A 22122-nucleotide genomic window follows, 5' to 3' on the forward strand; every position below is an offset into this window, starting at 1 on the left:
AGTTCGCGCTATATATGAAAAAGGGACGGATTCTCATCCGCCCCGGGGGTATTCAATTAGTCACCGCAAGTGGATGGAGGCGCTTCTGTGCCTGCTTCCACATTGATTTTGTCCGAGACGGTATCCCTGATGACGGAGATGACCAGCTGCAGCAGGTAGTTAATGTCGCTCTGGCTCTGCTGGAACTCATTCACGACCGGAATACTGTCGATTTCATCCTGCAGCACTTCGATTTCCTGTTCAATCTTGGCGACCATTGCCTGATTCTTGAAGCTCTCAAAGGCCACAATCTCCTTCTGCTTCTTCTTAATGGTAGCTATCAAACCCTGCACACGATCGTGATTCAGAATCTTCTGCTCGGCCTGCTGGAAATGCCGGACCTCTTCACTGGTGGAGATGAGTGTAGCCAGCTCCTTCGCTTTGCCCATAATATCCTCTCTTACGATTAAATCACGGGTGTTGTGGGTCTGCATGCCGTATTCATTCAAACGCGCTTCTTCCTGGCTCATTCTTCTCGCCCCATTTCTCTATAATTAGACGACTGCTGCGGCTTCCGCCAGATAGTCCCCTTTGATGTACCATGTCTTCGTACTGGTAATTCTCACCTGCACCATCGTGCCGATCAGTGACGGCGGGCCTTCGAAATGCACCAGCTTGCTGTCACGGGTACGTCCGGCGAGTACATTGACGTTGTTCTTGCTCTCGCCTTCCACCAGCACCTCGACCAACTTGCCGAGCATCCGCTCGTTCCCCAGCCGGCTCTGCTCTTTGATCAGATCGTTCAGACGCTGCAGGCGTGCGCTCTTGATCTCTGCCGGAACGTTATCTTCCATTGCAGCAGCCGGAGTACCTTCACGCGGAGAATAAATGAAGGTATATGCCATATCATACCCTACTTCGCGCACCAGCGACAGTGTCTCCTCGAACTGAGCTTCAGTTTCACCGGGGAATCCGACGATAATATCTGTAGTCAGCACCGCATCCGGCACACCTGCTTTGATCTTGCGGACCAGCTCCAGATAAGCTTCACGGGTATATTTGCGGCTCATCCGCTTCAGTACTGCTGTGCTTCCCGACTGCACCGGCAGGTGAATATGCTCCACTAGATTACCGCCTTTGCCGAGCACATGAATCAATTTATCGTCAAAATCACGGGGATGCGACGTCATGAAGCGGATACGCGGAATATCGATCCCCCGCATGTCGTCCATCAGGTCCCCGAATGTATAGTCTATGTCCGTAAAATCCTTCCCGTAGGCGTTTACATTCTGCCCCAGCAGCGTAACTTCCTTGAACCCCTGGCGGGCCAGCTCGCGGACTTCGGCAATGACATCTTCAGGACGCCGGCTGCGCTCCTTGCCCCGTGTAAACGGCACAATGCAGTATGTACAGAACTTGTCACAGCCGTACATAATATTCACCCAGGCGCGCAAACCCTCTCTTTTCTTCGGCAGGTTCTCAATAATGTCGCCTTCCTTGGACCAGACCTCGATCACAAGCTCCCTGCTGAACACCGCTTCCTTAATCAGCTCCGGCAACCGGTGGATATTATGCGTACCAAAAATCATATCCACGAAACCATACCGGTTCATGATCCGGTTAACAACGCCTTCTTCCTGGGACATGCAGCCGCAGATCCCGAGCAGCAGCCCCGGCTTCTCCAGCTTGAGCGATTTGAGATGGCCCAGCTCTCCGAACACCTTATCTTCCGCATTCTCGCGGATTGCACATGTATTTAATAGAATAAGATCAGCATCTCTGCGGTCATCAGCCGGCCGGTAACCCAGTTGCTCCAGCATACCCTTCATCGTTTCGGTATCATGCTCATTCATTTGGCAGCCGTAGGTGGTGATATGATAGGTTTTGCCTTGGCCGAAATCCTCCATCTCCGGCGGAATCTCGAAATGGTAGAGCACCTCGATCTCTTCCTTGCCGCGGCGCTTGCCTTCCCTGTAATCGGGCTGGCTGTTTATCTGAACGTTTCTTCCTTTTATGCGATAGGTGGTCTTGCCCTCTTGCTCACTTATCACTTTAGCATCGGTAAAATCAAAATACTTGGAGTAATCCTTGCCCTTGGTGGAGTTGAAGTCCGCTGAGTTCCGGTTCTCCTTCGTCATCAGATTTACACTTCCTTTATAAGTAATTCATGAATTCAGATACACCCGCAATCAATTCAAAATTATATCACAGATAAGGATAATCTAACCATCTAATCCATTGATCCGATTCAGCCTTTTGTACAAAAATTCTGGATTTGGGCCGGCAGGATGAGGAAAATGTGCTATGCGAAAAAATTTCCTGAATGACAAAAAAAAGCCCGCGACAAGGCAGAGCTTTTCCTGAATCTTACGTTTAATGATGCGGCATAAGCTCTTGGATACTGTACTTCTCCACTCCATTTCCTGTTTGCACCAGAACCTGAATATCCGGCGCATAACGTACCAGCATCTCCCGGCAATTGCCGCATGGAGGAAGCAGAATCCCTCCCTCGCTTTGCGTTCTGGTTGCAACGATGGTCTCGAATTCCCGTTCCCCTGCCGTAATCGCAGCACCGATGGCAATAAACTCTGCACAGGAGCCATGAATGGAATAGAGATTCACTCCTGTATATACTTTGCCATTAACGCAGCGTACTGCTGCACCTACCGTGTGACGTTCATTCACTTCATCAAAGTTGCGGTCTATTACCTTAATGGCTTCCTGGATCAGTTCCAGATCTCTCTGCTCAACTTGCATTGTATTAGTCTCCTTATGTATCAATTTCACTCACTTCCTTATAATACTAAATATTCTTAATATTTCATCAAAGAATATCACTGCATCCTTCCATTCTATCCACAGCAATAAGCCCGGCCCAAGCTTATGGTTCCGGACTTATTCATTAAACACTGCTTGCCATAACCGGGCTCAGCCTCCAAGCCTATAGATCAGAATCGATGCATTGGAGTTGATCTGTGTTCCTCCAGCTAAGGTCTGCAATGTGACTGCTGCGGCACTGGAATGGTTCCTTAAAGTGATTACATCACCAGTGACTGCAGAGATAATCACCATACCCGGATTAGGCTGGGTTCCCGCTCCTGAACCGTAGACGCTGCCTCCTACTGGAGCACCATTCAGATACAAAGTGAACTGATTCGCTTCAACTGCATTGACAATGAAGATTACCGCATAATCTCCGGAATTCTCCACGTTAATAGCGGCTGTATTAGGGGTATGGCTGAAGCCGACAAGACTCTCATTGCTGTCAAAAGTAACATCCGCTTCGGTCGCGACACTCTGGGCACCTGTGTTGAAAATATAGGCATAGGACGATGAAACACTGCCTGTGGCTCCAGTAGCACCCGGTAATCCCGTCTCGCCTGTACCCCCTGTCAACCCTATAGCACCCGTCAACCCCGTAGCACCGATAGTCCCTGGCAATCCTGTAGCTCCTGTAGCTCCTGTAGCACCCGTAAACCCTGTAGCTCCCGTAGCTCCTGTAGCTCCCGGTAATCCCGTAGCACCCGTCAACCCCGTGGCTCCGGTTGCGCCAGTGATCCCTCCCCCGGTTTCACCCAGTAACTCCTGGGATACCAGCCGGTGTGCGGTCACCAGCTGTCCTGCGGCATTTTTGCCCCATACGGACACCTGGGCTTCGGGTTCTGCGCTTCCTGTTGTGCTGAACACAAACTCGAATGCGTCCAGATCCGCAAAGTAATCCCTGGTGATCACCTGAAACGGTCCGACACTTAATTCTTCTTGCACATACAAGGTACGGAATCCAATCAGGCTGTAGCCCAAGATAAGAACATCGAATTCTTCGGTTGTATTGCGGCCGTCTATTTTGACCGTTACCGATTGAGTCGGGCGGGCACCTGTGCTGTTTACCACATTGTTCTCGATAGGTCCCGTCGATAGAATCGCCATATCTCACTCTCCTTCTTCTGAATTTACAAAGGTCCTCCTTATAGCAATATTCGAGAGAAAGGTAAGGGTGCTCGGACAATGGCATTATTTCAGGAAATTGGACAGGAGTACAGCTTAATGGGGTTAATCTGCGCAAAAAACACCCGATGTAGATGGACATTAGCGGATAAACACGAGGTTCGCCGCAATTTCCAATACATCGGGTGTTCTGGCTCAAACTATATTAATTAGTATTCTTAGTATAATGTCTTGGTTGCGTCGGAGGTGAAATGAATGATCTCACCAATTCTGCCAGCCTGCACTTTAGCAGCCCACGCCGGATCGCTGATCAGAGCTCTGCCTACCGCAACAAGATCGAACTCTGCCTTGTCCAGCCGCTCCAGCAGAAGGTCAATATTATCTTCCTGATTCTTCTCGGTTACCGGGCTAGGAAAAGCACTGTCGAGTCCCACAGAGCCTACCGTGATCGTCGGTTTGCCGGTTATCTTCTTCGTCCAGCCTGCCAGATTAAGATCAGACCCTTCGAACTCCGGCTGCCAGAAACGCCGGGTGGAGCAGTGGAAGATATCCACACCCGCATTGCTGAGCGGTGTCAGGAAGCGGGCCAGATCTTCAGGCGTCTCCACAAGTCTGGCGTCATAATGGCCGCCCTTCCACTGCGAGAAGCGGAGCACAATCGGGAAGTCCGGTCCTACCGCACGGCGGCAGGCATCGATCACTTCAACCGCAAAGGTGGTCCGTGCCTCAAGATCACCGCCATATTCGTCGTTACGGCGGTTAGTCTTCTCCCAGAAGAACTGGTCGATCAGATAGCCGTGGGCCCCGTGTAATTCAATGCCGTCGAAGCCAATGGCCTTGGCATCTTTGGCCGCCTTGGCAAAGGCGCTGACAATCCCCTGGATTTCATTCTTGGTCATCGGCTCGGTAACTTGCTCTCCGGCCAGATTAAGCCCTGAAGGACCGATAGGAAGCGCTGAAGCATTAGGCAATTCACCGATGCTCCGGGCCATGCCGACATGCCACAGCTGCGGAATAATCTTGCCTCCGGCAGCATGCACTTCCTTGACTACCTGCGCCCATCCCTCCAGAGAGGCTTCGCCGTGGATATTTGGAATATCCGGGTGGCTGACCGCCGCCGGATGATCGATAGCTGTTCCTTCGGTAATGATCAGACCGACGCCGCCTTCCGCCCGGCGGCGGTAATAAGCCGCTACCTCCGGACTAGCCACGCCTCCCGGAGATTGCACCCGTGTCATCGGTGCCATTACTACACGGTTGGTCAGGGACAGGCCCCCTCCCTCAAAGGGTTCAAACAATTTATCGGTATTCATGATCGGCCTCCATTTCATACTATGATTACTTTAAGTAAGCATAGTATGACTGTTCTCAGCGGCAAATGCAAATGAACTAGCACCGGAAATATGCCAAAAAGCCGGAAACTAGCAGCCATGCTGCATTGTCCGGCTTTCGTAGCATTCTCAAGACTTCATGATCCTAATTAACCTACAGCTCCAGAACGCCGGCTTTCGGAGTTACACGGAATGCTGCGGCCAGATCAGCCAGCTGCTGATCCGTGATTTTCTGTTTGATTTCACGTCCGCCGATCAGGTTGTAGACAATTGCCGCTTTTTCAATGGTTTCTACCAGACCGAAGGTAGCATCCATGGTAGCGCCCGTAACAAAGATACCGTGCTGCGGCCAAATCACCACACGATAGTCTTTCATTTTATCCGCAGTAGCCCGGCCGATATCACTGCTGCCCGGAACCATCCAAGGAATGACACTGACGCCATCCGGGAAGACAACCAGACATTCTGTGCACATTTCCCACAGCGTCTTGGTGAACTTCAGTTCATCCAGATCATGGGTAAAGGTCATGGCAATCACATTCGTTGCATGGGTATGCAGCACGATGCGGTGCGAAGGATCTACCTTCAGCCGTTCAATATGGCTCATGAAGTGGGAAGCAAGCTCACTGGTCGGTACTGCACCATTCCGCAGACCCCACAGAACCTCTACACTCTCACCGCTGTCACTGACACGCAGCACACCTAGGTTGGCTTCCGGGTCCTTAATGACATTACGGAAGTATTTGCCGGAGCCGGTTACGATGAAGTATTTGCCGGACAGCTCAGTTACAGGGAAGGTAAGGGCGATTGTACGCAGCGGCTCGCGGATGTTAATATACTTGGCTACTTCTTCTTCATCCAGCAGATAACTGACGTTGCCTCCGTTCAGCTCATCCCAGCCCAGGGACCACATGTGGTCGGTGATTTCGGACATTTCCCGGATAAACGGTGCTTCAACGCCGGCGATATAACCTTTGGATTCTACTACTGAAGTACTCATATGTTATCTCTCCTCTATATGCACGTATAAGTGCGTGGATACTTGTCATTCGGTAATTACAAAAGTGCTAATCTATCTTGCAGCCAGTACTTCCTGCTCGTAGCTCTTCACTTCAGCCAGCCATTGCTCCCGGACCGGAGTGCCCTGTGATGCGCAGTAGTAATCCCAGACTGCGCCGAACGGATAGGACTTGAATTCTTCTACCAGCGCGAGGCGTGAAGTATAGTCACCTGCCAGTTCAATGGCGCGAAGCTCCTCAACCGGCTCCAGCATTGCGCGCAGCAAAGCCTTAATGGTGTTGCGCGTACCGATTACCCAAGCTGCGAGATGATTGATGCTGCCGTCGAAGAAATCAAGGCCGATGTTCGTGCGCGGCAGCAAATCTCCGCGAACCAGTTCACGGGCGATTTCCAGCAGCTCATCGTCCATCGTGACGACATGATCGCTGTCCCAGCGTACCGGTCTGCTGACATGCAGCAGCAGCTGTTCGCTGAACATCAGGATCGAGCTAAGCTTATTGGAGATCACTTCAGTCGGATGGAAATGTCCGGCATCGAGGCAGATCGCTTTGCCGCGGGTCAGGCCATAACCCATGTAGAATTCATGTGATCCGACAACATAGCTCTCAGAACCAATCCCGAACAGCTTGCTCTCAAGTGCATCAATATTGTACTGCGGATCAATTTCCTCACTGAAAATATCATCCAGAGATTCCTTAAGACGCACACGCGGTGCCAGGCGGTCAACCGGAGTATCCTTGTAGCCGTCCGGTACCCAGAAATTCGTTACACAGGGCTGTCCCAGCTCGCGGCCGAAATACTCGGCAATCCGGCGGGAAGCCTTGCAGTGTTTGATCCAGAAATTGCGGATTTCGTCATTGGCATGACTCAGGGTGAAGCCGTCAGCAGCCTTAGGATGCGAGAAACAGGTTGGATTGAAATCCAATCCCAGTCCCTGCTCTTTCGCCCACTCTACCCAGCTTGCGAAGTGGCGCGGTTCCAGCTCATCGAGATCGACCTGTTCGTCCGTATCAGCATAGATTGCATGCAGATTGACTTTATGTTTACCCGGAATCAGCGACAGGGCTTTCTCCAAATCCTTGCGCAGCTCATCCGGTGTGCCGGCACGTCCGGGATAGCTGCCAGTTACAGCAATCCCGCCGCTGAGCTCTTTGTCTTTGAACAGGAATCCTTGAACATCATCGCCTTGCCAGCAATGCACTGAAATTTTGATCTTCGCAAGCTTCTCCAGCACCTCATCTACGTTAATTCCATGGGCTGCATATAATTTTTTGGCTTCGTTATAGCTGTTTGTGATGCTCTGATCCATGTCGTTGCCTCCTAAAAGTTTTATATATTCTCATTCGTACTTGCCGCAGAATGGAGCTCATCCCAGCGGGCCAGCAGCTGATTCAGCCGGGGAACCGGCCGCGGCAGATACGACTTGATTGCAAAGGAAGTGCCGACGACGTCCCGGGCTTCATGGATGTCGGCCATACGGCCTGACTGAATCATCTGTACGGCCAGGTTGCCCAGTGCCGTTGATTCTGTCGGGCCTGCCAGTACTTCTCTGCCGATAATATCGGCGGTCAACTGACACAGCAGTTCATTATTGGCGCCGCCGCCGACGATCTGCAGAACTTCGATCTCTTGGCCTGTAAGGCCTTCAAGCTCGGCCAGATAGCTGCGGTAGGATAGGGCCAGACTGTCAAAGATACAACGGGCTAATTCACCCGGCGTCTCTGGAACAGGCTGGCCGCTCTCCGCGCAGGCCTGGCGAATTTCTTCTATCATATGGTCCGGATTCAGGAAACGCGGGTGGTTGCATGGAATCAGGCTGCGGAAGCCTTCGCTGCCCGCGGCCATTGACGACAGCTCAGCGAAGCTGTATCTTCCCCCATCCAGTCTCCGTACTTCCTGGATCAGCCAAAGGCCCATAATGTTCTTCAGGAAACGGTAGGTGCCGTATGCTCCCCACTCGTTCGTATAATTGGCTGCCAGAGCTTTGCTGTCATTAATCGGGTGATCCAGCTCCACCCCGAGCAGTGACCAGGTGCCGCTGCTGATGTAAGCTGAGGATCTGCCTTGCTGCGCAGGCACGCCGAGCACGGCCGAAGCCGTATCATGCGTGGCGGCACAGATTAGGCGGCACTGCGGCAGATTATGCTGCTGCACCAGCTCTGCCGTAATGAAGCCGAGATCTTCTCCCGGCTCCGTAAGCGGTGCGAACTGCTCTCTGCGGAGATGCAGGAAGGACAGCAGCTCCGGATCAAAGTCACGGGTGGCAAGGTTCAGCAGCTGCATCGTGGAGGCATTGGTCACCTCGTTGATTTTGCGGCCGCTGAGTCTATAGTAGAGATAATCCGGCACCATCAGAATCTGATCGGCCGCTTCCAGCTCTACCCGGTCATGCGCATACAGCTGATACAGTGTATTGAAGCTCAGCTGCTGAATCCCTGTCTTGGCGTAAACCTTCTCAGGGGAGAGCAGCTTGCCGACTTCCTCCATAACCCCATCAGTGCGGCGGTCACGGTAGGCGTATACTTCCCTGATCCGCTTGCCTTCCGCATCCAGCAGTACATAATCCACGGCCCAGGTATCAATCCCGAGTGTACATTCAGTAATTCCCGCGGTTTTCGCTTGATGAAGACCGCTGATAATTTCATTAAACAAATACTCAATGTCCCAGAAGCAGGAGCCCTCCTGCTCGGTGAATCCATTGCTGAATCGGTGAAGCTCCTCCAGCTTGAGACTCCCGTCCACGAGGGTTCCGAGTACAAGCCGCCCGCTGGAGGCGCCGATATCGACGGCGATATGATTGTTCATAGGGAATCTCCTTATCTATAGAAGGTAAATTACAGAATTTTGCGGAACAAGGCAATAACCTCTTCTTTGGTAGGAATGAACGGGTTGCCCGGTGCGCAGGCATCCTTCATCGCATTCTCAGCCAGCAGATCCAAATCTACTTCATCTACACCAAGTTCAGACAGTTTGGCCGGAATGCCAACTTCCTTGGACAGGGCTTTGATCGATTCGATGACGAAATCCGCGCATTCCTTGTCGCTTTTGCCTTGTACCTGCAGTCCGATCGCTTTGGCAATCGCTCTGAATTTCTCAGGCACATATTTGGCATTCTCTTCTTCCACATATGGCAGCAGCATCGCATTACAGACGCCATGCGGCAGATCATACACGCCGCCGAGCTGATGCGCCATGGCATGCACATAACCAAGGCCGGCATTGTTGAAGGCCAGGCCTCCCAGGAAGATCGCATACACCATCTGCTCACGTGCTTCGATATCATGTCCGTCTGTTACGGTCCGGGCCAGGTTGCCAAATATCAGTTCAACAGCCGCCAGTGCAGTAGCATCAGTTACAGGGTAAGCACCCGGAGTGACCAGAGCTTCGATCGCATGCGTCAATGCATCCATACCTGTAGCCGCTGTAAGTGCAGCAGGCTTGTCGACCATCAGTTCAGGATCATTCACCGAAATGGTGGCGATACTGTTCTTGTCGACCATTACCATCTTGATCTTGCGTTCTTCATCCGTAATGACATAGTTAATTGTAACTTCACTTGAGGTTCCTGCAGTAGTGTTCACGGCTACGATCGGCAAGGATTTGTTCTTGGACTTGTGAACGCCTTCATAGTCGGCAATGTACCCGCCGTTGGTCGCTACAATCCCGATTGCCTTCGCTGTATCCTGAGGCGAACCGCCGCCGATAGAGATCAGATAGTCGCATTCATGATCATTCAGGAAATCAACGCCGTCATGGACGTTTTTGCAGGTCGGGTTCGGTTTCACTTCATCATATACCACATAGTTAATTCCCGCTTCATCCAGCACAGCCAGCAGCTTGCCGGCGATTCCGCTCTTCGTCAGGAACTTATCCGTAACCACGAGCGCTTTCTTCAGGTTCAGTTCTTGAATATAGGGAGCGATTTCCTTCAGACAGCCCTTACCCATAATGTTGATAGACGGAACATAATAGACATGAGTACTCATTGCTTGACCAGCCTCCCAGGCAAATTAGTATAGAACGATTACAGAAAGCTAAGTATCTCCACTGATAGTAGGATGTACATTCTGGCTGTGGCGCCTCAGGCTGGTCACTGAGGTTAAGCAGCAGACCGGCTCCGGCGCTTCCGTTGGGAACCGGCATACGCTTTCAAAGGGATTATTAGCACCCTCATCGTATCGCCGATAATCTTTGTTGTCAACAAATAAAATATTAATTATGTTGTTTTTATTTGTTTAATGTCTGTTTTACAAAGATTATATTAGAATAAATGTTGTTTTCCTTAAATTCATTGTACAACACAGAAATAACGGTCTATATTTAAATATAAGAAGCTACCGGAAAGGTGATACCTATGCTTGCTGCCGAAAGACGCAAAAAAATAATAGATCTTGTCCATCAGGATAAACGTGTGCTTGTGTCTGATTTGAGCCGGATGTTCGAGGTCACAGAGGAAACGATACGCAGAGATCTGGAGAAGCTGGAGAAGGACGGAATTGTCAGCCGCACCTACGGCGGAGCCATGCTGAACAGACATACCAATGAAGATCTGCCGTTCCTGACCCGGGGGGCGCTCAATACGGATATCAAACGCAATATTGCGATCAAAGCACTCAATCTGATTAACGACGGGGATACGCTTATGGTGGACCCCAGTTCCACCTCGTTTGAATTCCTTAAGCTGCTGGGCAATAAAAGCAATCTGACAATCATCACGAATTCGATCAACATTCTGCATGAATTCGCGAATTCCAGCCTGAACATTATATCCACCGGGGGTTCGCTGCGCCACCGCTCCCTGTCGCTGGTCGGCCCTGTAGCCCACGACACCACCCAGCGCTATAATGTGGATATCGCAGTGATCAGCTGTAAAGGCATTGATATGGAGCACGGAGTTACCGATTCCAATGAACCGGAATGCGAGCTGAAGAAATATATGCTGCGCCAGGCGGAAAAGGTAGTGCTGCTGGCCGACCATACCAAGTTTGACAAAACCGCCTTCGCCAAGCTGGTCGAGCTGAGCCGGATCGATGTGCTGATTACCGACCGCAAACCTTCGGATACATGGCTTAAGCTGCTGTCTGGGAAGAATGTGGAAGTGTTATATTAAGTAGACCTGGCGCAGGAATCAACAGACCAGTCCCCTATATAAGTGTATAAAAGCAAAAGGCAAACCCTCTCTTCCCGGATTCGGGATCAGAAGCTTTGCCTTTTTGCATACTCTCCGTTACATTGCAGTCTATTCCTGACTCTATTGGAATTCACTTCCCCTATATGATAAACTTGCAGAAATTATCTGCTATTCATAAAGGAGCGGAAAAATGCTATGGGGAAAAAGAAGCAAACCTTACCCGCCGATTTTGGCGAGCGGGTCAAAACGAATGATATCGCAGCGCTCAAGGCCATCTTTGAGGAGTGCGAATGGGATGCCCGCGGGGGCTACAGCAAAGGAACCGCGCTCAGCTTCCGGCAAATCCCGGATGAGCTGGTCCGCTGGCTTGTAGAGCAGGGTGCCGACATCAACGCCCGGGACAAATATGAGCACACCCCGCTGCACTCCCAGGCTGCAACCTGGTCCGGAAATATCCCGTTACTGCTGGAATTAGGCGCGGACCCGGATGCCCTGGATTATCAGAATGAGACACCGCTGCACGCAGCGGCAGGTTATTACCGGACCCGGGCCATACAGGACCTGGTCGCCCATGGTGCAAACATCCATGCGGAGAATAAACGGAAACAAACACCGCTTGCTAAGGGATTATCCCAATGCCGGAATATCGATATTGCCCACATGGTGGAAATCTCAAAAATCCTGCTGGATGCCGGAGCCGCAATCACACCGGAGATGAAGGATTCCGTGCAGCGGATCGGCAAAGATCTGGAATTCGTCAGAGCCAGCCACAGTAACGATGAGCTGGATCAAAAAGCATCCGCACTGCTGGAGCTGTACCGGCTATTCGATGTCGAGCCTGTAGCGAAACAGGTGAAGCACGATGGAACCTCCCCCATCAAGGCTGCTACAGCGGCATGGTCCGCCCAGCATCAGGAGCTCTGGGATTACCTTGTCCCTGCTTCAGGGCACGCGCAAACTGTACAGGGAGAGGTTATCCGCATCACCGGACGGGTCTCTCATGAAATCCTGGATAACGGCGGAGGCAACTGGGATGCCAATTTCCGTAAAATGCTGGATGCCCTTATCCGGCATCTGGGCACAGGTACACCGTTATCTCCTGCCCTCCTCCAGGAGGCAGCTTCATTAACCAATAGGCTGCGTAAGGGTTCCGGCTACGATGAACCGGCAAGATTAAGTGAACTGGCAGTGCAGTGGGTACTGGCCAATCCTCAGCCTGTCTCTATGGTACAACCGGATTATACCCGTTAAGTCTAATATATACGGACGTATTACGATACCGCTCCTTTGGAGAGCATAATGTTCAGGATGGCCTGGTCGGTTGCCGCAAGCCCTTCCTGGACCAGTGTCTCCATATTCTTGATTGTATCTTCAACCTTCTCAAAGATTACCCCGTCATTCAGACTGGCTGAAATGTCGTTCATCGCCAGTGTTGCGGATTGGATTGCCGCGTTCGTGGCGGTTGAGATTTTGAGCGCGCAGGTCGGTTTCGCACCATCGCAGATCATTCCGGAAGTAGAAGCAATAGTGTTCTGGATGGAGCGCTTGATCTGCTCCAGCGTGCCGCCCATCAGGTAGACAATACCGCTCCCTGCCCCTACTCCGCCGGCAATTCCCGATCCGCACAGCGGGGACAGACGGCCGATATAATGCTTGACATGAATGGTAATCAGATTGCTGAGCGCCATCGCTCTTGCCAGTGTCTCCTCATCTTTGCCGAGGAGCTCTGCAAGGGCAATTACCGGCATCGTGCAGGCAATGCCCTGATTTCCGCTTCCCGCAGTGGTCATGACAGGCATGGCGCTGCCGTCCATCCGCGCATCGGAGGCCGCTGCCGTCGCGGCAATAATCCGGTTCGCCACATCATTACCGAACAGATTGACAGCCGACTGCTGGCTCATCTTCCTGCCCACCTGCAGGCCATACTCTCCGCGCAGCCCCTCATCCGAAATCGCCTTATTCATCCGCGCTCCTTCCAGCAGAAACCGCAGCTCAGAGAAATCCGCAGTCTGGATGAACTCATATATTTCTTCTAATGAAACCGAATATACCTCCGGGTCCAGCGTGTCTGACTCCTCGCAATCCGCCTTGTCTATCCCCTGCTCCAGCTTAACGCCGTCTTTGGACAGGAATACTACATTCGTATGCTCTTTGGCTACAATTGCAGTCGCTGTATGATTCAAGCTGCATACCCTGGCTTCAATATACAATTTCTCAGGGGTATCCTTCAGTTCCACATAGAGCAGCTTCTGCTCGATCATCGCATTAGCCTTCGCCAGCTCTTCGGGAGTAAGTCCGGAGAGAATCTCCAGCTTGCGGTGAGAACGGCGGATCACTGCGCCCAAGGCTGCCGCTATCGGCAGACCGGTCTGCCCGGTGCCCGGAATCCCTACACCCATCGCATTCTTCACAATATTCCCGCTGAGGAACAGCTGAATCGAAGTAATCTCTCCCTCAACCTGTTCAGCCGCCAAAGAGACTGCATAGGCAACCGCAATCGGCTCGGTGCAGCCTTCTGCCGGAACAATTTCTTTTATCAATACTTCCAGTAGGTTAACCATACGCGAATCACCATTCCTCTATCTCTCTCTATATAACTATTCCTATATAGTACCTCAGATTGATAGCCTGGGGGAATCCCCGTTATTAACCATTAACCAGCGGGTCACTTCATTTCCATCCGGCTGAAATCGTGAATTCTTTTATTTCCCAAGTAACAACCCGAGTTTTCCCAGCCGCTTCAGCCCTTCAGTACAGGCCCATCCCCCCGCACCTGCCAGAATAGCATTATGAAAAATCTTCAGTGCCAGTGAATACGTCATGCTGCCAATGACAATTTCAACTGCAATAAACCGGATGATATCACCCTTAGTGATCAGATACACTGTAAATTCCTGATTACGAGACACTGGTTCATCCCCCGTCTGCTTCGTGTTTCTGTACCTATATGCTCCGTGCGGGTTGTCTAATTCCGGATGCCGCAGGGTTGAGCCGCTATCAGCCGGCTGCCTCCGACTCAAAGACACTGCCCGGGCACCAAAAAAGCAGCAAATCCCCTAAGGATCTGCTGCTCTTCACACTGCTATTATCTTATAGAACCAGAGTCAGGCAACTGCCGCCCCTGCCGCTTCCTTTACTTCGCTTCCACAGCATGGCCGCCGAATTCATTACGCAGCGCAGCAACTACTTTGCCGGTGAAGGTATCGGTCTCCAGCGACCGGTAGCGCATCAGCAGCGCCATGGCGATAACCGGCGTAGCCGCCTGCAGATCAAATGCGGTCTCCAGCGTCCATCTGCCTTCCCCGGAGGAATGCATGATTCCCTTGATCTCATCCAGCTTGGCATCCTTGGAGAAGGCGCGTTCAATCAGTTCCATCAGCCAGGAGCGGACGACCGAGCCGTTATTCCAGACGCGGGCCACCTGCTCGAAGTCGAAGTCATAGCCGCTTTTCTCCAGCACCTCAAAGCCCTCGCCGATGGCAGCCATCATGCCGTACTCAATCCCGTTGTGGACCATCTTCAGGAAGTGTCCGCTGCCGGATTTGCCGGCATACAGGTACCCCTTCTCGACCGAAGTATCGCGGAAAATCGGCTCGACGACCGCCCACGCTTCCTCATCTCCGCCGATCATATAACAAGCGCCATTGCGTGCGCCTTCCATCCCTCCTGAGGTTCCGGCATCCATGAAATAAATCCCGTGGGCGCTAAGCTCATCGTGACGGCGGATCGACTCCTTATAATGAGAATTCCCGGCTTCGATGATGATATCGCCCTCCGACAACAGCGGCGTCAGTTCTGAGATCACCGAATCCACAAAGGTGTGCGGGACCATGATCCAGAGAATACGCGGCGATTCCAGCTTGCCTGTAAGCTCCGCCAGACTTCCCGCACCGGCAGCTCCTTTCGATTCCAGCTCCTGCACCGCAGCGGCATTCACATCATAAGCCACGACTTCGTGTGCGTGCTCCAATAGATTCTGGCCGAGATTGAAGCCCATTTTGCCTAGTCCAATTAAACCGACTTTCATTGCAAATCCCTCCGAATGTTATAGATTAGATGATTATGCCGCCGCTCACGCACCAGGCCGGACGGCTTCCGGATTCAGCTCCTGTGTCTGGCGGACCCCGGAATGCTCCACAGCCTCCGGTTCATCAAGCCACCAGTGATGCTCTCCAAGGAGTTCATCAGCAGCCTGGGGTCCAAAGGAACCGGCTGGATACAGATGAAGCGGAAGCGTCCCTTCTGCTGTTGCTTCGATTATAGGCTGAACCCACTGCCAGGACAACTCAACTTCATCCCAATGGGCAAAGAAGGTGGCATCTCCCAGTAAAGCATCATAAATCAGGTTCTCATAGGCTTCCGGCAGATCGGGGTTGCCCGACTCATGCTTAATGCTGACCGGCTCGAGCTGTCCGTGCTGGCGCGGATTTTTGGTATTCAAGGTAAGGGAGATCCCTTCGTTCGGACCAATATCAATCACCAGCAGGTTAGGGTCCAGGGCAAGCTTGCTTCTGTTCTTATTATGCAAATCATTAAACGGCTCTTTGAATTCTATAACAATCCGCGTCGATTTCTCCTTCATGCGTTTGCCGGTGCGGATATAGAAAGGCACGTCCTTCCAAAGCGGGTCATCAATCCACAGCCGGGCGGCGATGTAGGTCTCATTCTGTGAAGAGGCCTCTATGCCGGGTTCAGCCGTATAAGCGGGAACCTGCTGCCCGCGCAGCTCACCCGCTGCATACTGGCCGCGTACCACATGCTGCGTCACTTCCTCACGGAGCAATGGCCGTACCGAACGGATCACATGGCGCTTCTTGCTGCGGACATCTTCCGGGGTGCTGCCTTTGGGCAATTGCATGGCCATCATCATAAGCAGCTGCAGCATGTGGTTCTGGAACATATCGCGCAGCGCGCCAGCCTTGTCATAATACCCTGCCCGCTCTTCCACACCGACCGTTTCACTGGCCGTAATCTGCACGCTCTCGATATACCGGTTCTGCCACAATGCCCGCAGTACAGGATTGGAATATTTCAGCACCTCAAGGTTCTGCACCATCGGTTTGCCGAGGAAGTGGTCAATCCGGAAGATCTCTTCCTCCTTAAAAGCAGCGTTCAGGCTGTCATTAAGCACCCGTGCCGACTGCAGATCCCGTCCGAACGGTTTCTCGATAATCAGCCGCTTCCATCCCTTCGTGTCACCAAGTCCGCTGAAGTTAATGTTACGGGCAATCTCACCGAAGAATTCAGGACCGACGGATAGATAGAACATCCGGTTCTGCGGAAGTCCCAGCTCTTCCTCACGGCGCTGCACATGGCCCAGCAGCTTCACATAATCTTCGGGGCGTCCGACATCCAGCACGCTATATTCAAAAGCCAGCAGGAAATTCTGCAGCTCTGCTGAATCCTCAACCGGACGCCGCGAAAAGGTGCGCAGTGAATCCAGCACCTGATGCTGGAAGGTTTCATTCGACAGCTCTCTTCTGCCGAGGCCAATGACTGAGAGAGGACCAGAAAGCTTGCCATCCTTGAACAGGTTATATAGGGCGGGGTATATTTTGCGTTTGGCCAAATCCCCGGTTGCGCCAAATAGTACGAATGATGATGATTCCACTTTCATTCCTCCCGTAATTATCAAATGTTTATGTGGTTACTTATTATTACTCACAAACTTTATAACACTCATCATACGACTGCAGAATCCATTCGTCAACCTCATTTCGACATTTACGAAAAGTACTTATTTTCACGCACTTTTCACTATGTTATAGTAAGGTGGATATTAATAATAACTTTATAAGGTGGAATCCGCATGACACAGGAGCTTAAGCCCTTGCTCGCCAAAGTCGAGCATGTCCATCATATCATCGGCAAGAAGTGGGTGAATCTGATCATCCATGTGTTAATGGAGGGCACCAAACGGTTCAGTGAGCTGCACACGGTCATCCCCGATCTAAGCAAACGTATGCTCAACGAGCGCCTGAAGGAGCTTGAAGAATGCGGCCTGATCAGCCGCGAGGTCATTCCTGACCGACCGGTACGGACGGAATATTCGCTCACTGCCAAGGGGCAGGAGCTGGGTACGGCGCTCCTGCCCGTCGAGGCATGGGCGATGAAATGGCTGTAATGCCGCTGCCCTGAACACGCTAAACAGCAGATCTCCGGGAAGAAGACCTGCTGTTGTTAGCTTTTATAGTATAAATTAAGCCTCTCAGAATCAGGACACCAGTGTCTTCTCTCCGTCTGCTCCGCTGCCTGCCCGTACATACTTAGTGTTGAAATAGAGCAGCACGACATTGGATCCCAGCAGTGAGGCGGCCGCAAAGCACCAGATGAAGGCATACCCGAGATTCTTGGCCATGATCCCCAGGATCAGCGTAATCAGGAACCCGGCGAGTGATTTGAGTGCTGACAGTCCGGAGGAGAAGGTCGCCCGCTTGGCCCCGGGAATGAAATCCTGTACCCAGACACCTGAAGAAGACATATCCATCCCGAGCCCGAATTCAAACAGCACCAGACCGGCAATAAATACAGCCTTATGCGGAAACAATCCAACCAGCAGCAGTCCGAGTGCAGAGATTACAGTTCCGCAGACGATGATCCGGACGGCAGCAACCTCTTTTTTGGCCAGATAGGAGACCAGGAAGCTCGATACACTGATTACTCCCATGAACAGAATCAGAAGGACCCCGAGGGCACTGACCGGAAATTCCAGCTCATTCACCCCATATACCTGCCAGGACAACAGAAAGGCCAGCAAGGCGGTATGTGTCAGGATGCTGCGCAGAAGAATAAACCGCATCTCTGTGCTGCGGGCGAAATCGGCCGAGCTGGCATAGATCTCCCTGAGGATGCTGCTCTGCGTTCTGCTTCCGTAGTTGTCGCTGAAGCTGAGCCAGGTATAAATGCCCAGGCCTACCGCCAGCACGCCGGCAATTGCCACCGGAAGAACATAATGAACGCTGCTGCTCACCGTACCCAGCAATGCGCCGACGATGGCAAATGCCGAGACAAACCCGCTGATGCGGGGCAGGGCAATTTTTTTATAATCCGGCATTCCCAGCTCTTCCAGCTGATCAATGTACCAGGCCTGGGGAGAATCCGAGATCATCGCTACACCCAAAGACATCACTATGGAGGCGAGGATGAATAAAGCGAGACCCTCAGCAGCAGCAAAAAACCAAAGTCCCGCTCCCCACACTATGAACCCGGCCGCCGTCATGCGCTTTCTCCCATAGATGTCGGACAGATTCCCGCTCGGATAATCAAAGACAGCCATGGACAGTGAAGAAACGGCAAACACGATACTGATCTGAAAGGCATCCACGCCGCGCAAGCTCATCAAAATGATAAAAACCGCGCCATAGAGCTTATCAGCCACATTATACCCCGACAATATGACGCCCAGAAATACACTGTATTTCCGTTGAAGCTGATTGTTCTCCACTTTGCATCCCGCCTTTCACCTCGCTGATATTCCAACCCGAGTTAATTATTGGGATTATATTATAATTGTTACCTTTTCAAAGTGAATTTTTGCACAGCTGGGCGGTCCTCTCATCCCGCTCCCGGGTCAACGGGTTAGAACCATGATGCCACGAGATCATTGATCGGCTTGTAGATGACTATAATGAGCAGCAGCGGGCTTGGGACCTGAATCCGCAGCAGTGTGCAGATCGTCGCCGCCAATCCGCCAATCCAGAGTACGCCGTAAACCATAAGATCACGCCGCTTAGCCCTGCCCTTCAGGGAGGGCAAATCCGCCGCAATACAGCCTGCGGCTATAATGACAAACAACAGCACCAGCAACATACAGGCTCACTCCTTGATATCGTCAAGAAAAGAATTGTCTATCGTACCGATCCGGTTGATTGTCACACTGGCATCGTAATGAATAGGCAGCGTTTTGAGGTAGCCTTCCTTGTTCTGCTCCAGCAGCTTGGCCCAAATTCGGGGGTGGGACCGGTAAATGGATTGGCCGAAGCCAAAAATATCAGCATTAAAGCGTTCGTTGACCTTCTCAACCGATCGTCTCATCCGCTCAATAATCCGGTCCTCCGATTCCTCCTCCAGCTGTCTAATCTTGTTCTCCGAATCCAGCTTGCCGGAACCCTCTACTTCCTCCACATTGCTTACAGCTTCGACCTTCAGATAAATATGCGGCTCTCCGCCGATGATTTTCACTTTGCGCCTGGTTGTAGTCGACAGTACCTCGATGATTACCAGGCTTCCGTTATCTTTGTCTTTGATGTGCCCTGTATTTTTGCTTACGTTATCAATAACATAGTTGTATCCTACAATCTCGTTGTCATCCAGCCAGCCAAGCATTTTCGCCCTTTTGAATACAGCCACCCCATTATAGCTAAGCCTTGCACGCGGAATGGTTTGTTCAATATTTATTTTCTCACCGCCTGCCTCGGGACTTCCCTGCACTTCTACTCCGGTCAACACCGGATTCTCTCCCTCGCAGAGCGCATCCTCTATGAATTTGTCCAGTGTAACCGCAGCTGTCTTGGCGGAGACCTTATAGGACTTGTCCAGTGCGTTGAATAATTTATTCGCCGGCAGCCTGTCCAGGGGCGTCAGGACTTTGAGCACATTCTCTGCGGTCGTATTCCGCGCCACAAGCATGAAGAAGTCCATACGCGGCTCGCGGCTTCTTTTGAGTACATCCAGCGTTTCACCGAGCCCTTCACGAGCCAGCTCTTCTCCGATAACGAGTACACGGATATGCCCCAGATAAGGCGAACGCGAACTGACCAGATTGAACTTGCGGAGCGATTCATAGATCGTCGGCACTGTAAAATCATAGGTGACTACCGGAACCCCGCCTGCCCCTGAACCCCCGGCCCCCTGTGATGTAATCGAAGACGGAATGACGACCTGCATAGATACCTTGTAGCCCGACTCGGCTTTATCCAGCCCCAGAGCCAGCACAAAAGCCAGTTCATTTAACTCCTTCCGTTCCCAGCAGCCGCTGAGCAGCATCGGAAGCACCAATAGGGGAATGCATGTCGTCAAGACTTTCCTGATTCTTGTATACATATTAAGGTTCCTCACGCTTGGAAGTGTTCATCCGCTGCAGATTCTGCGTTTTATTCTCCTTCGGCCTTGTCTTCAGCAGCGGCCAGGGAAGCCTGAAGATGGAATCCTTAAGGTCTGCCGCCCTGAAGGGGCCAATCGGACTCATGTAAGGAACGCCGAAGGAACGCAGGCTGACCAGATGCAGCACCAGCAGGAACACTCCGCACAAAATTCCGTACAGCCCCATGAACCCGGCGAGTCCAATCAGGGCAAACCGGATAATTCTCGCGGCAATGGCCATCCCTGCTTCGGGAATGACAAAGCTTGAGATCGCTGTGATCGACACAATGATAACCATAGCCGAGGAGATGAAGCCTGCTGCAACCGCCGCTTGCCCGATGACCAGCGTGCCGACGATAGAGACAGCCTGACCGACATTCTTGGGAATTCTCACACCTGCTTCGCGCAGGATTTCATAGGTGAATTCCATCAGCAGCGCCTCGATAAAAGCCGGAAACGGCACTGTTTCCCGCTGGGCCGCAAGACTGATTACCAGATTGGTCGGGATCATCTCCTGATGATAGGTTGTAATGGCTACATAGAACGCAGGCGCAAACAAGGTAACAAAGAAGGCCAGGAACCGTACGCACCGCAGCAACGTGGAGATATCCGCCCGCTGATAGTAATCTTCCGCCGACTGAAAAAACGATACAAAAATCGTAGGCGCCAGCAGTACAAAAGGCGTCCCGTCAACCAGGATTGCCACCTTCCCCTCCAATATCCCTGCAGCAATGGTGTCGGGACGGTCACTGTTATAAATCGTGGGAAAAGGCGTCGCCGCCGTATCCTGAATGAACTCCTCGATATAGCCGCTCTCCAGGATACTGTCCGTATCAATGCTGTTCAGGCGCCGCTTAACCTCCTGCACCAGTTCTTCATTCGCGATGTGGCTGAGATACATAATCGACACACTGGTCTGCGTCACGCGGCCGATCTGGATGGTTTCCAGCCACAGCTGGCTATCTTTGATTTTGCGGCGGATTAAAGCAGTGTTCGTTCTGAGATTCTCTGTGAAGCCTTCCATGGGTCCCCGGACCACAGATTGCGAGATTGGTTCACTCACGTTGCGGTCTTCCCAGCCTGGCAGTCCGATCCGCAGCGCTGAAGCGCTCCCCTCCACCATGAGCATCACATTCCCGGATAACAAATCGTGAACGAAATTCTTATAGTCATGGATCACAGTAAGATCGCCGGCCATAAGCACGCGTTTTCTCAGCATCTCTATTTTGCCGTCAGGAACCAGTTCTTCCAGCAGACCGGAAACCCTGCCCTCCTGGAGCGAGTACAGAATTGAGTTATGCAGCAGCTGTGTATCTATCAGACCATCGATATAAAAAATAGCAAGCTCAGTACGTTCCCCCAGCTGCAGACGTTTCCGCACCAGATCTGAGCTCTGCCCAAGCAGTTTGTACAATTGATCATCATTGTCTTCCAGCCGGCAGGATAACTCACCGTTAACCGCATCTTTCAATTTCGTTCCCCTCCACCCTTCCCTATCCATTCACTCTGTTGTAGTTTGGTAGCACCGCTTGATAATTATTCCTGAATCGTTGCCATCGCTTGAAACACATAATTCTGGAAGGAGATGCCATACTAAGATGGTTTCCGGAAAGATATAACCTGCGGGCTATAGTA

General features: G+C 51.8%; 20 protein-coding genes. 3 read left to right on the forward strand and 17 right to left on the reverse strand.

Annotation, left to right across the window (positions count from 1 at the left end):
* Nucleotides 1–56 precede the first annotated feature (56 nt).
* The 9 genes from NSU01_RS20105 to NSU01_RS20145 all read right to left on the reverse strand — a co-directional run bounded on the left by NSU01_RS20105 (nucleotide 57) and on the right by NSU01_RS20145 (nucleotide 10261).
* Nucleotides 57–509 (reverse strand): YlbF family regulator, encoded by a 453-nt coding sequence (locus tag NSU01_RS20105; RefSeq protein ID WP_039304693.1) that lies wholly within the window; start codon nucleotides 507–509, stop codon nucleotides 57–59.
* Between the two features lie 24 nt (nucleotides 510–533).
* The gene (gene miaB, locus NSU01_RS20110) at nucleotides 534–2117 is read right to left on the reverse strand and encodes a tRNA (N6-isopentenyl adenosine(37)-C2)-methylthiotransferase MiaB (RefSeq protein ID WP_076242882.1); all 1584 of its coding nucleotides are present in this window, start codon (nucleotides 2115–2117) and stop codon (nucleotides 534–536) included.
* A gap of 235 nt (nucleotides 2118–2352) precedes the next feature.
* The gene (locus NSU01_RS20115) at nucleotides 2353–2736 is read right to left on the reverse strand and encodes a cytidine deaminase (RefSeq protein ID WP_042137969.1); all 384 of its coding nucleotides are present in this window, start codon (nucleotides 2734–2736) and stop codon (nucleotides 2353–2355) included.
* A 171-nt stretch (nucleotides 2737–2907) separates the two neighbouring features.
* Nucleotides 2908–3906, reverse strand: coding sequence for a collagen-like protein (locus tag NSU01_RS20120; RefSeq protein WP_144025994.1), 999 nt, complete (start codon nucleotides 3904–3906; stop codon nucleotides 2908–2910).
* Nucleotides 3907–4142: 236 nt separating this feature from the next.
* Nucleotides 4143–5237 carry an NADH:flavin oxidoreductase gene (locus NSU01_RS20125; protein ID WP_076242881.1) on the reverse strand — a complete coding sequence of 365 codons (1095 nt, stop codon included), beginning with the start codon at nucleotides 5235–5237 and terminating at the stop codon, nucleotides 4143–4145.
* A gap of 172 nt (nucleotides 5238–5409) precedes the next feature.
* Nucleotides 5410–6255: a rhamnulose-1-phosphate aldolase gene (rhaD, locus tag NSU01_RS20130; RefSeq protein ID WP_076242880.1), complete on the reverse strand. Its 846-nt coding sequence runs from the start codon at nucleotides 6253–6255 to the stop codon at nucleotides 5410–5412.
* A gap of 72 nt (nucleotides 6256–6327) precedes the next feature.
* Nucleotides 6328–7584, reverse strand: coding sequence for an L-rhamnose isomerase (gene rhaA, locus NSU01_RS20135; protein WP_042137975.1), 1257 nt, complete (start codon nucleotides 7582–7584; stop codon nucleotides 6328–6330).
* Between the two features lie 20 nt (nucleotides 7585–7604).
* On the reverse strand, nucleotides 7605–9080 hold the full coding sequence (rhaB, locus tag NSU01_RS20140) for a rhamnulokinase (protein WP_076242879.1): 1476 nt from the start codon (nucleotides 9078–9080) through the stop codon (nucleotides 7605–7607).
* Between the two features lie 29 nt (nucleotides 9081–9109).
* On the reverse strand, nucleotides 9110–10261 hold the full coding sequence (locus NSU01_RS20145) for an iron-containing alcohol dehydrogenase (RefSeq protein ID WP_039294619.1): 1152 nt from the start codon (nucleotides 10259–10261) through the stop codon (nucleotides 9110–9112).
* A 368-nt stretch (nucleotides 10262–10629) separates the two neighbouring features.
* Here NSU01_RS20145 and NSU01_RS20150 point away from each other — a divergent pair, with 368 nt between their 5' ends.
* Nucleotides 10630–11385, forward strand: a complete 756-nt coding sequence (locus tag NSU01_RS20150) for a DeoR/GlpR family DNA-binding transcription regulator (RefSeq protein ID WP_042137981.1) — start codon at nucleotides 10630–10632, stop codon at nucleotides 11383–11385.
* Between the two features lie 216 nt (nucleotides 11386–11601).
* A complete protein-coding gene (locus NSU01_RS20155) occupies nucleotides 11602–12657 on the forward strand; it encodes an ankyrin repeat domain-containing protein (RefSeq protein ID WP_076242878.1) in 1056 nt (351 codons plus the stop codon).
* A 20-nt stretch (nucleotides 12658–12677) separates the two neighbouring features.
* Here NSU01_RS20155 and NSU01_RS20160 read toward each other — a convergent pair whose 3' ends face one another.
* The 4 genes from NSU01_RS20160 to zwf form a co-directional block, all read right to left on the reverse strand.
* A complete protein-coding gene (locus tag NSU01_RS20160) occupies nucleotides 12678–13967 on the reverse strand; it encodes an L-serine ammonia-lyase, iron-sulfur-dependent, subunit alpha (protein ID WP_042137984.1) in 1290 nt (429 codons plus the stop codon).
* Nucleotides 13968–14108: 141 nt separating this feature from the next.
* Nucleotides 14109–14315 carry a hypothetical protein gene (locus tag NSU01_RS20165; RefSeq protein WP_039294632.1) on the reverse strand — a complete coding sequence of 69 codons (207 nt, stop codon included), beginning with the start codon at nucleotides 14313–14315 and terminating at the stop codon, nucleotides 14109–14111.
* Nucleotides 14316–14539: 224 nt separating this feature from the next.
* Nucleotides 14540–15433 (reverse strand): phosphogluconate dehydrogenase (NAD(+)-dependent, decarboxylating), encoded by an 894-nt coding sequence (gene gnd, locus NSU01_RS20170; protein WP_076242877.1) that lies wholly within the window; start codon nucleotides 15431–15433, stop codon nucleotides 14540–14542.
* Between the two features lie 45 nt (nucleotides 15434–15478).
* Nucleotides 15479–17017, reverse strand: coding sequence for a glucose-6-phosphate dehydrogenase (gene zwf / locus NSU01_RS20175; RefSeq protein ID WP_076242876.1), 1539 nt, complete (start codon nucleotides 17015–17017; stop codon nucleotides 15479–15481).
* Nucleotides 17018–17215: 198 nt separating this feature from the next.
* On the opposite strand from zwf, the gene NSU01_RS20180 reads away from it, so the two are divergent.
* On the forward strand, nucleotides 17216–17530 hold the full coding sequence (locus NSU01_RS20180) for a helix-turn-helix domain-containing protein (RefSeq protein WP_042137990.1): 315 nt from the start codon (nucleotides 17216–17218) through the stop codon (nucleotides 17528–17530).
* 90 nt (nucleotides 17531–17620) lie between these two features.
* Here NSU01_RS20180 and NSU01_RS20185 read toward each other — a convergent pair whose 3' ends face one another.
* The 4 genes from NSU01_RS20185 to NSU01_RS20200 all read right to left on the reverse strand — a co-directional run bounded on the left by NSU01_RS20185 (nucleotide 17621) and on the right by NSU01_RS20200 (nucleotide 21958).
* A complete protein-coding gene (locus tag NSU01_RS20185; protein ID WP_042137992.1) occupies nucleotides 17621–18850 on the reverse strand; it encodes an MFS transporter in 1230 nt (409 codons plus the stop codon).
* 134 nt (nucleotides 18851–18984) lie between these two features.
* Nucleotides 18985–19215: a hypothetical protein gene (locus tag NSU01_RS20190; RefSeq protein WP_231575152.1), complete on the reverse strand. Its 231-nt coding sequence runs from the start codon at nucleotides 19213–19215 to the stop codon at nucleotides 18985–18987.
* Between the two features lie 6 nt (nucleotides 19216–19221).
* Nucleotides 19222–20424 (reverse strand): Ger(x)C family spore germination protein, encoded by a 1203-nt coding sequence (locus tag NSU01_RS20195; RefSeq protein ID WP_339302331.1) that lies wholly within the window; start codon nucleotides 20422–20424, stop codon nucleotides 19222–19224.
* 25 nt (nucleotides 20425–20449) lie between these two features.
* Complete coding sequence (locus NSU01_RS20200; RefSeq protein ID WP_076246842.1) at nucleotides 20450–21958, reverse strand: spore germination protein; 1509 nt, start codon at nucleotides 21956–21958, stop codon at nucleotides 20450–20452.
* Nucleotides 21959–22122 lie beyond the last annotated feature (164 nt).

Source organism: Paenibacillus sp. FSL H8-0259, assembly GCF_037963255.1.
Lineage (GTDB): Bacteria > Bacillota > Bacilli > Paenibacillales > Paenibacillaceae > Paenibacillus_AQ > Paenibacillus_AQ phytohabitans.

Bases quoted from the DNA above. Each gene is read 5' to 3' on its own strand.
- NSU01_RS20105 (WP_039304693.1), bottom strand. From the start codon at position 509: ATGAGCCAGGAAGAAGCGCGTTTGAATGAATACGGCATGCAGACCCAC.
- miaB (WP_076242882.1), bottom strand. From the start codon at position 2,117: ATGACGAAGGAGAACCGGAACTCAGCGGACTTCAACTCCACCAAGGGC.
- NSU01_RS20115 (WP_042137969.1), bottom strand. From the start codon at position 2,736: ATGCAAGTTGAGCAGAGAGATCTGGAACTGATCCAGGAAGCCATTAAG.
- NSU01_RS20120 (WP_144025994.1), bottom strand. From the start codon at position 3,906: ATGGCGATTCTATCGACGGGACCTATCGAGAACAATGTGGTAAACAGC.
- NSU01_RS20125 (WP_076242881.1), bottom strand. From the start codon at position 5,237: ATGAATACCGATAAATTGTTTGAACCCTTTGAGGGAGGGGGCCTGTCC.
- rhaD (WP_076242880.1), bottom strand. From the start codon at position 6,255: ATGAGTACTTCAGTAGTAGAATCCAAAGGTTATATCGCCGGCGTTGAA.
- rhaA (WP_042137975.1), bottom strand. From the start codon at position 7,584: ATGGATCAGAGCATCACAAACAGCTATAACGAAGCCAAAAAATTATAT.
- rhaB (WP_076242879.1), bottom strand. From the start codon at position 9,080: ATGAACAATCATATCGCCGTCGATATCGGCGCCTCCAGCGGGCGGCTT.
- NSU01_RS20145 (WP_039294619.1), bottom strand. From the start codon at position 10,261: ATGAGTACTCATGTCTATTATGTTCCGTCTATCAACATTATGGGTAAG.
- NSU01_RS20150 (WP_042137981.1), top strand. From the start codon at position 10,630: ATGCTTGCTGCCGAAAGACGCAAAAAAATAATAGATCTTGTCCATCAG.
- NSU01_RS20155 (WP_076242878.1), top strand. From the start codon at position 11,602: ATGGGGAAAAAGAAGCAAACCTTACCCGCCGATTTTGGCGAGCGGGTC.
- NSU01_RS20160 (WP_042137984.1), bottom strand. From the start codon at position 13,967: ATGGTTAACCTACTGGAAGTATTGATAAAAGAAATTGTTCCGGCAGAA.
- gnd (WP_076242877.1), bottom strand. From the start codon at position 15,433: ATGAAAGTCGGTTTAATTGGACTAGGCAAAATGGGCTTCAATCTCGGC.
- NSU01_RS20180 (WP_042137990.1), top strand. From the start codon at position 17,216: ATGACACAGGAGCTTAAGCCCTTGCTCGCCAAAGTCGAGCATGTCCAT.
- NSU01_RS20190 (WP_231575152.1), bottom strand. From the start codon at position 19,215: ATGTTGCTGGTGCTGTTGTTTGTCATTATAGCCGCAGGCTGTATTGCG.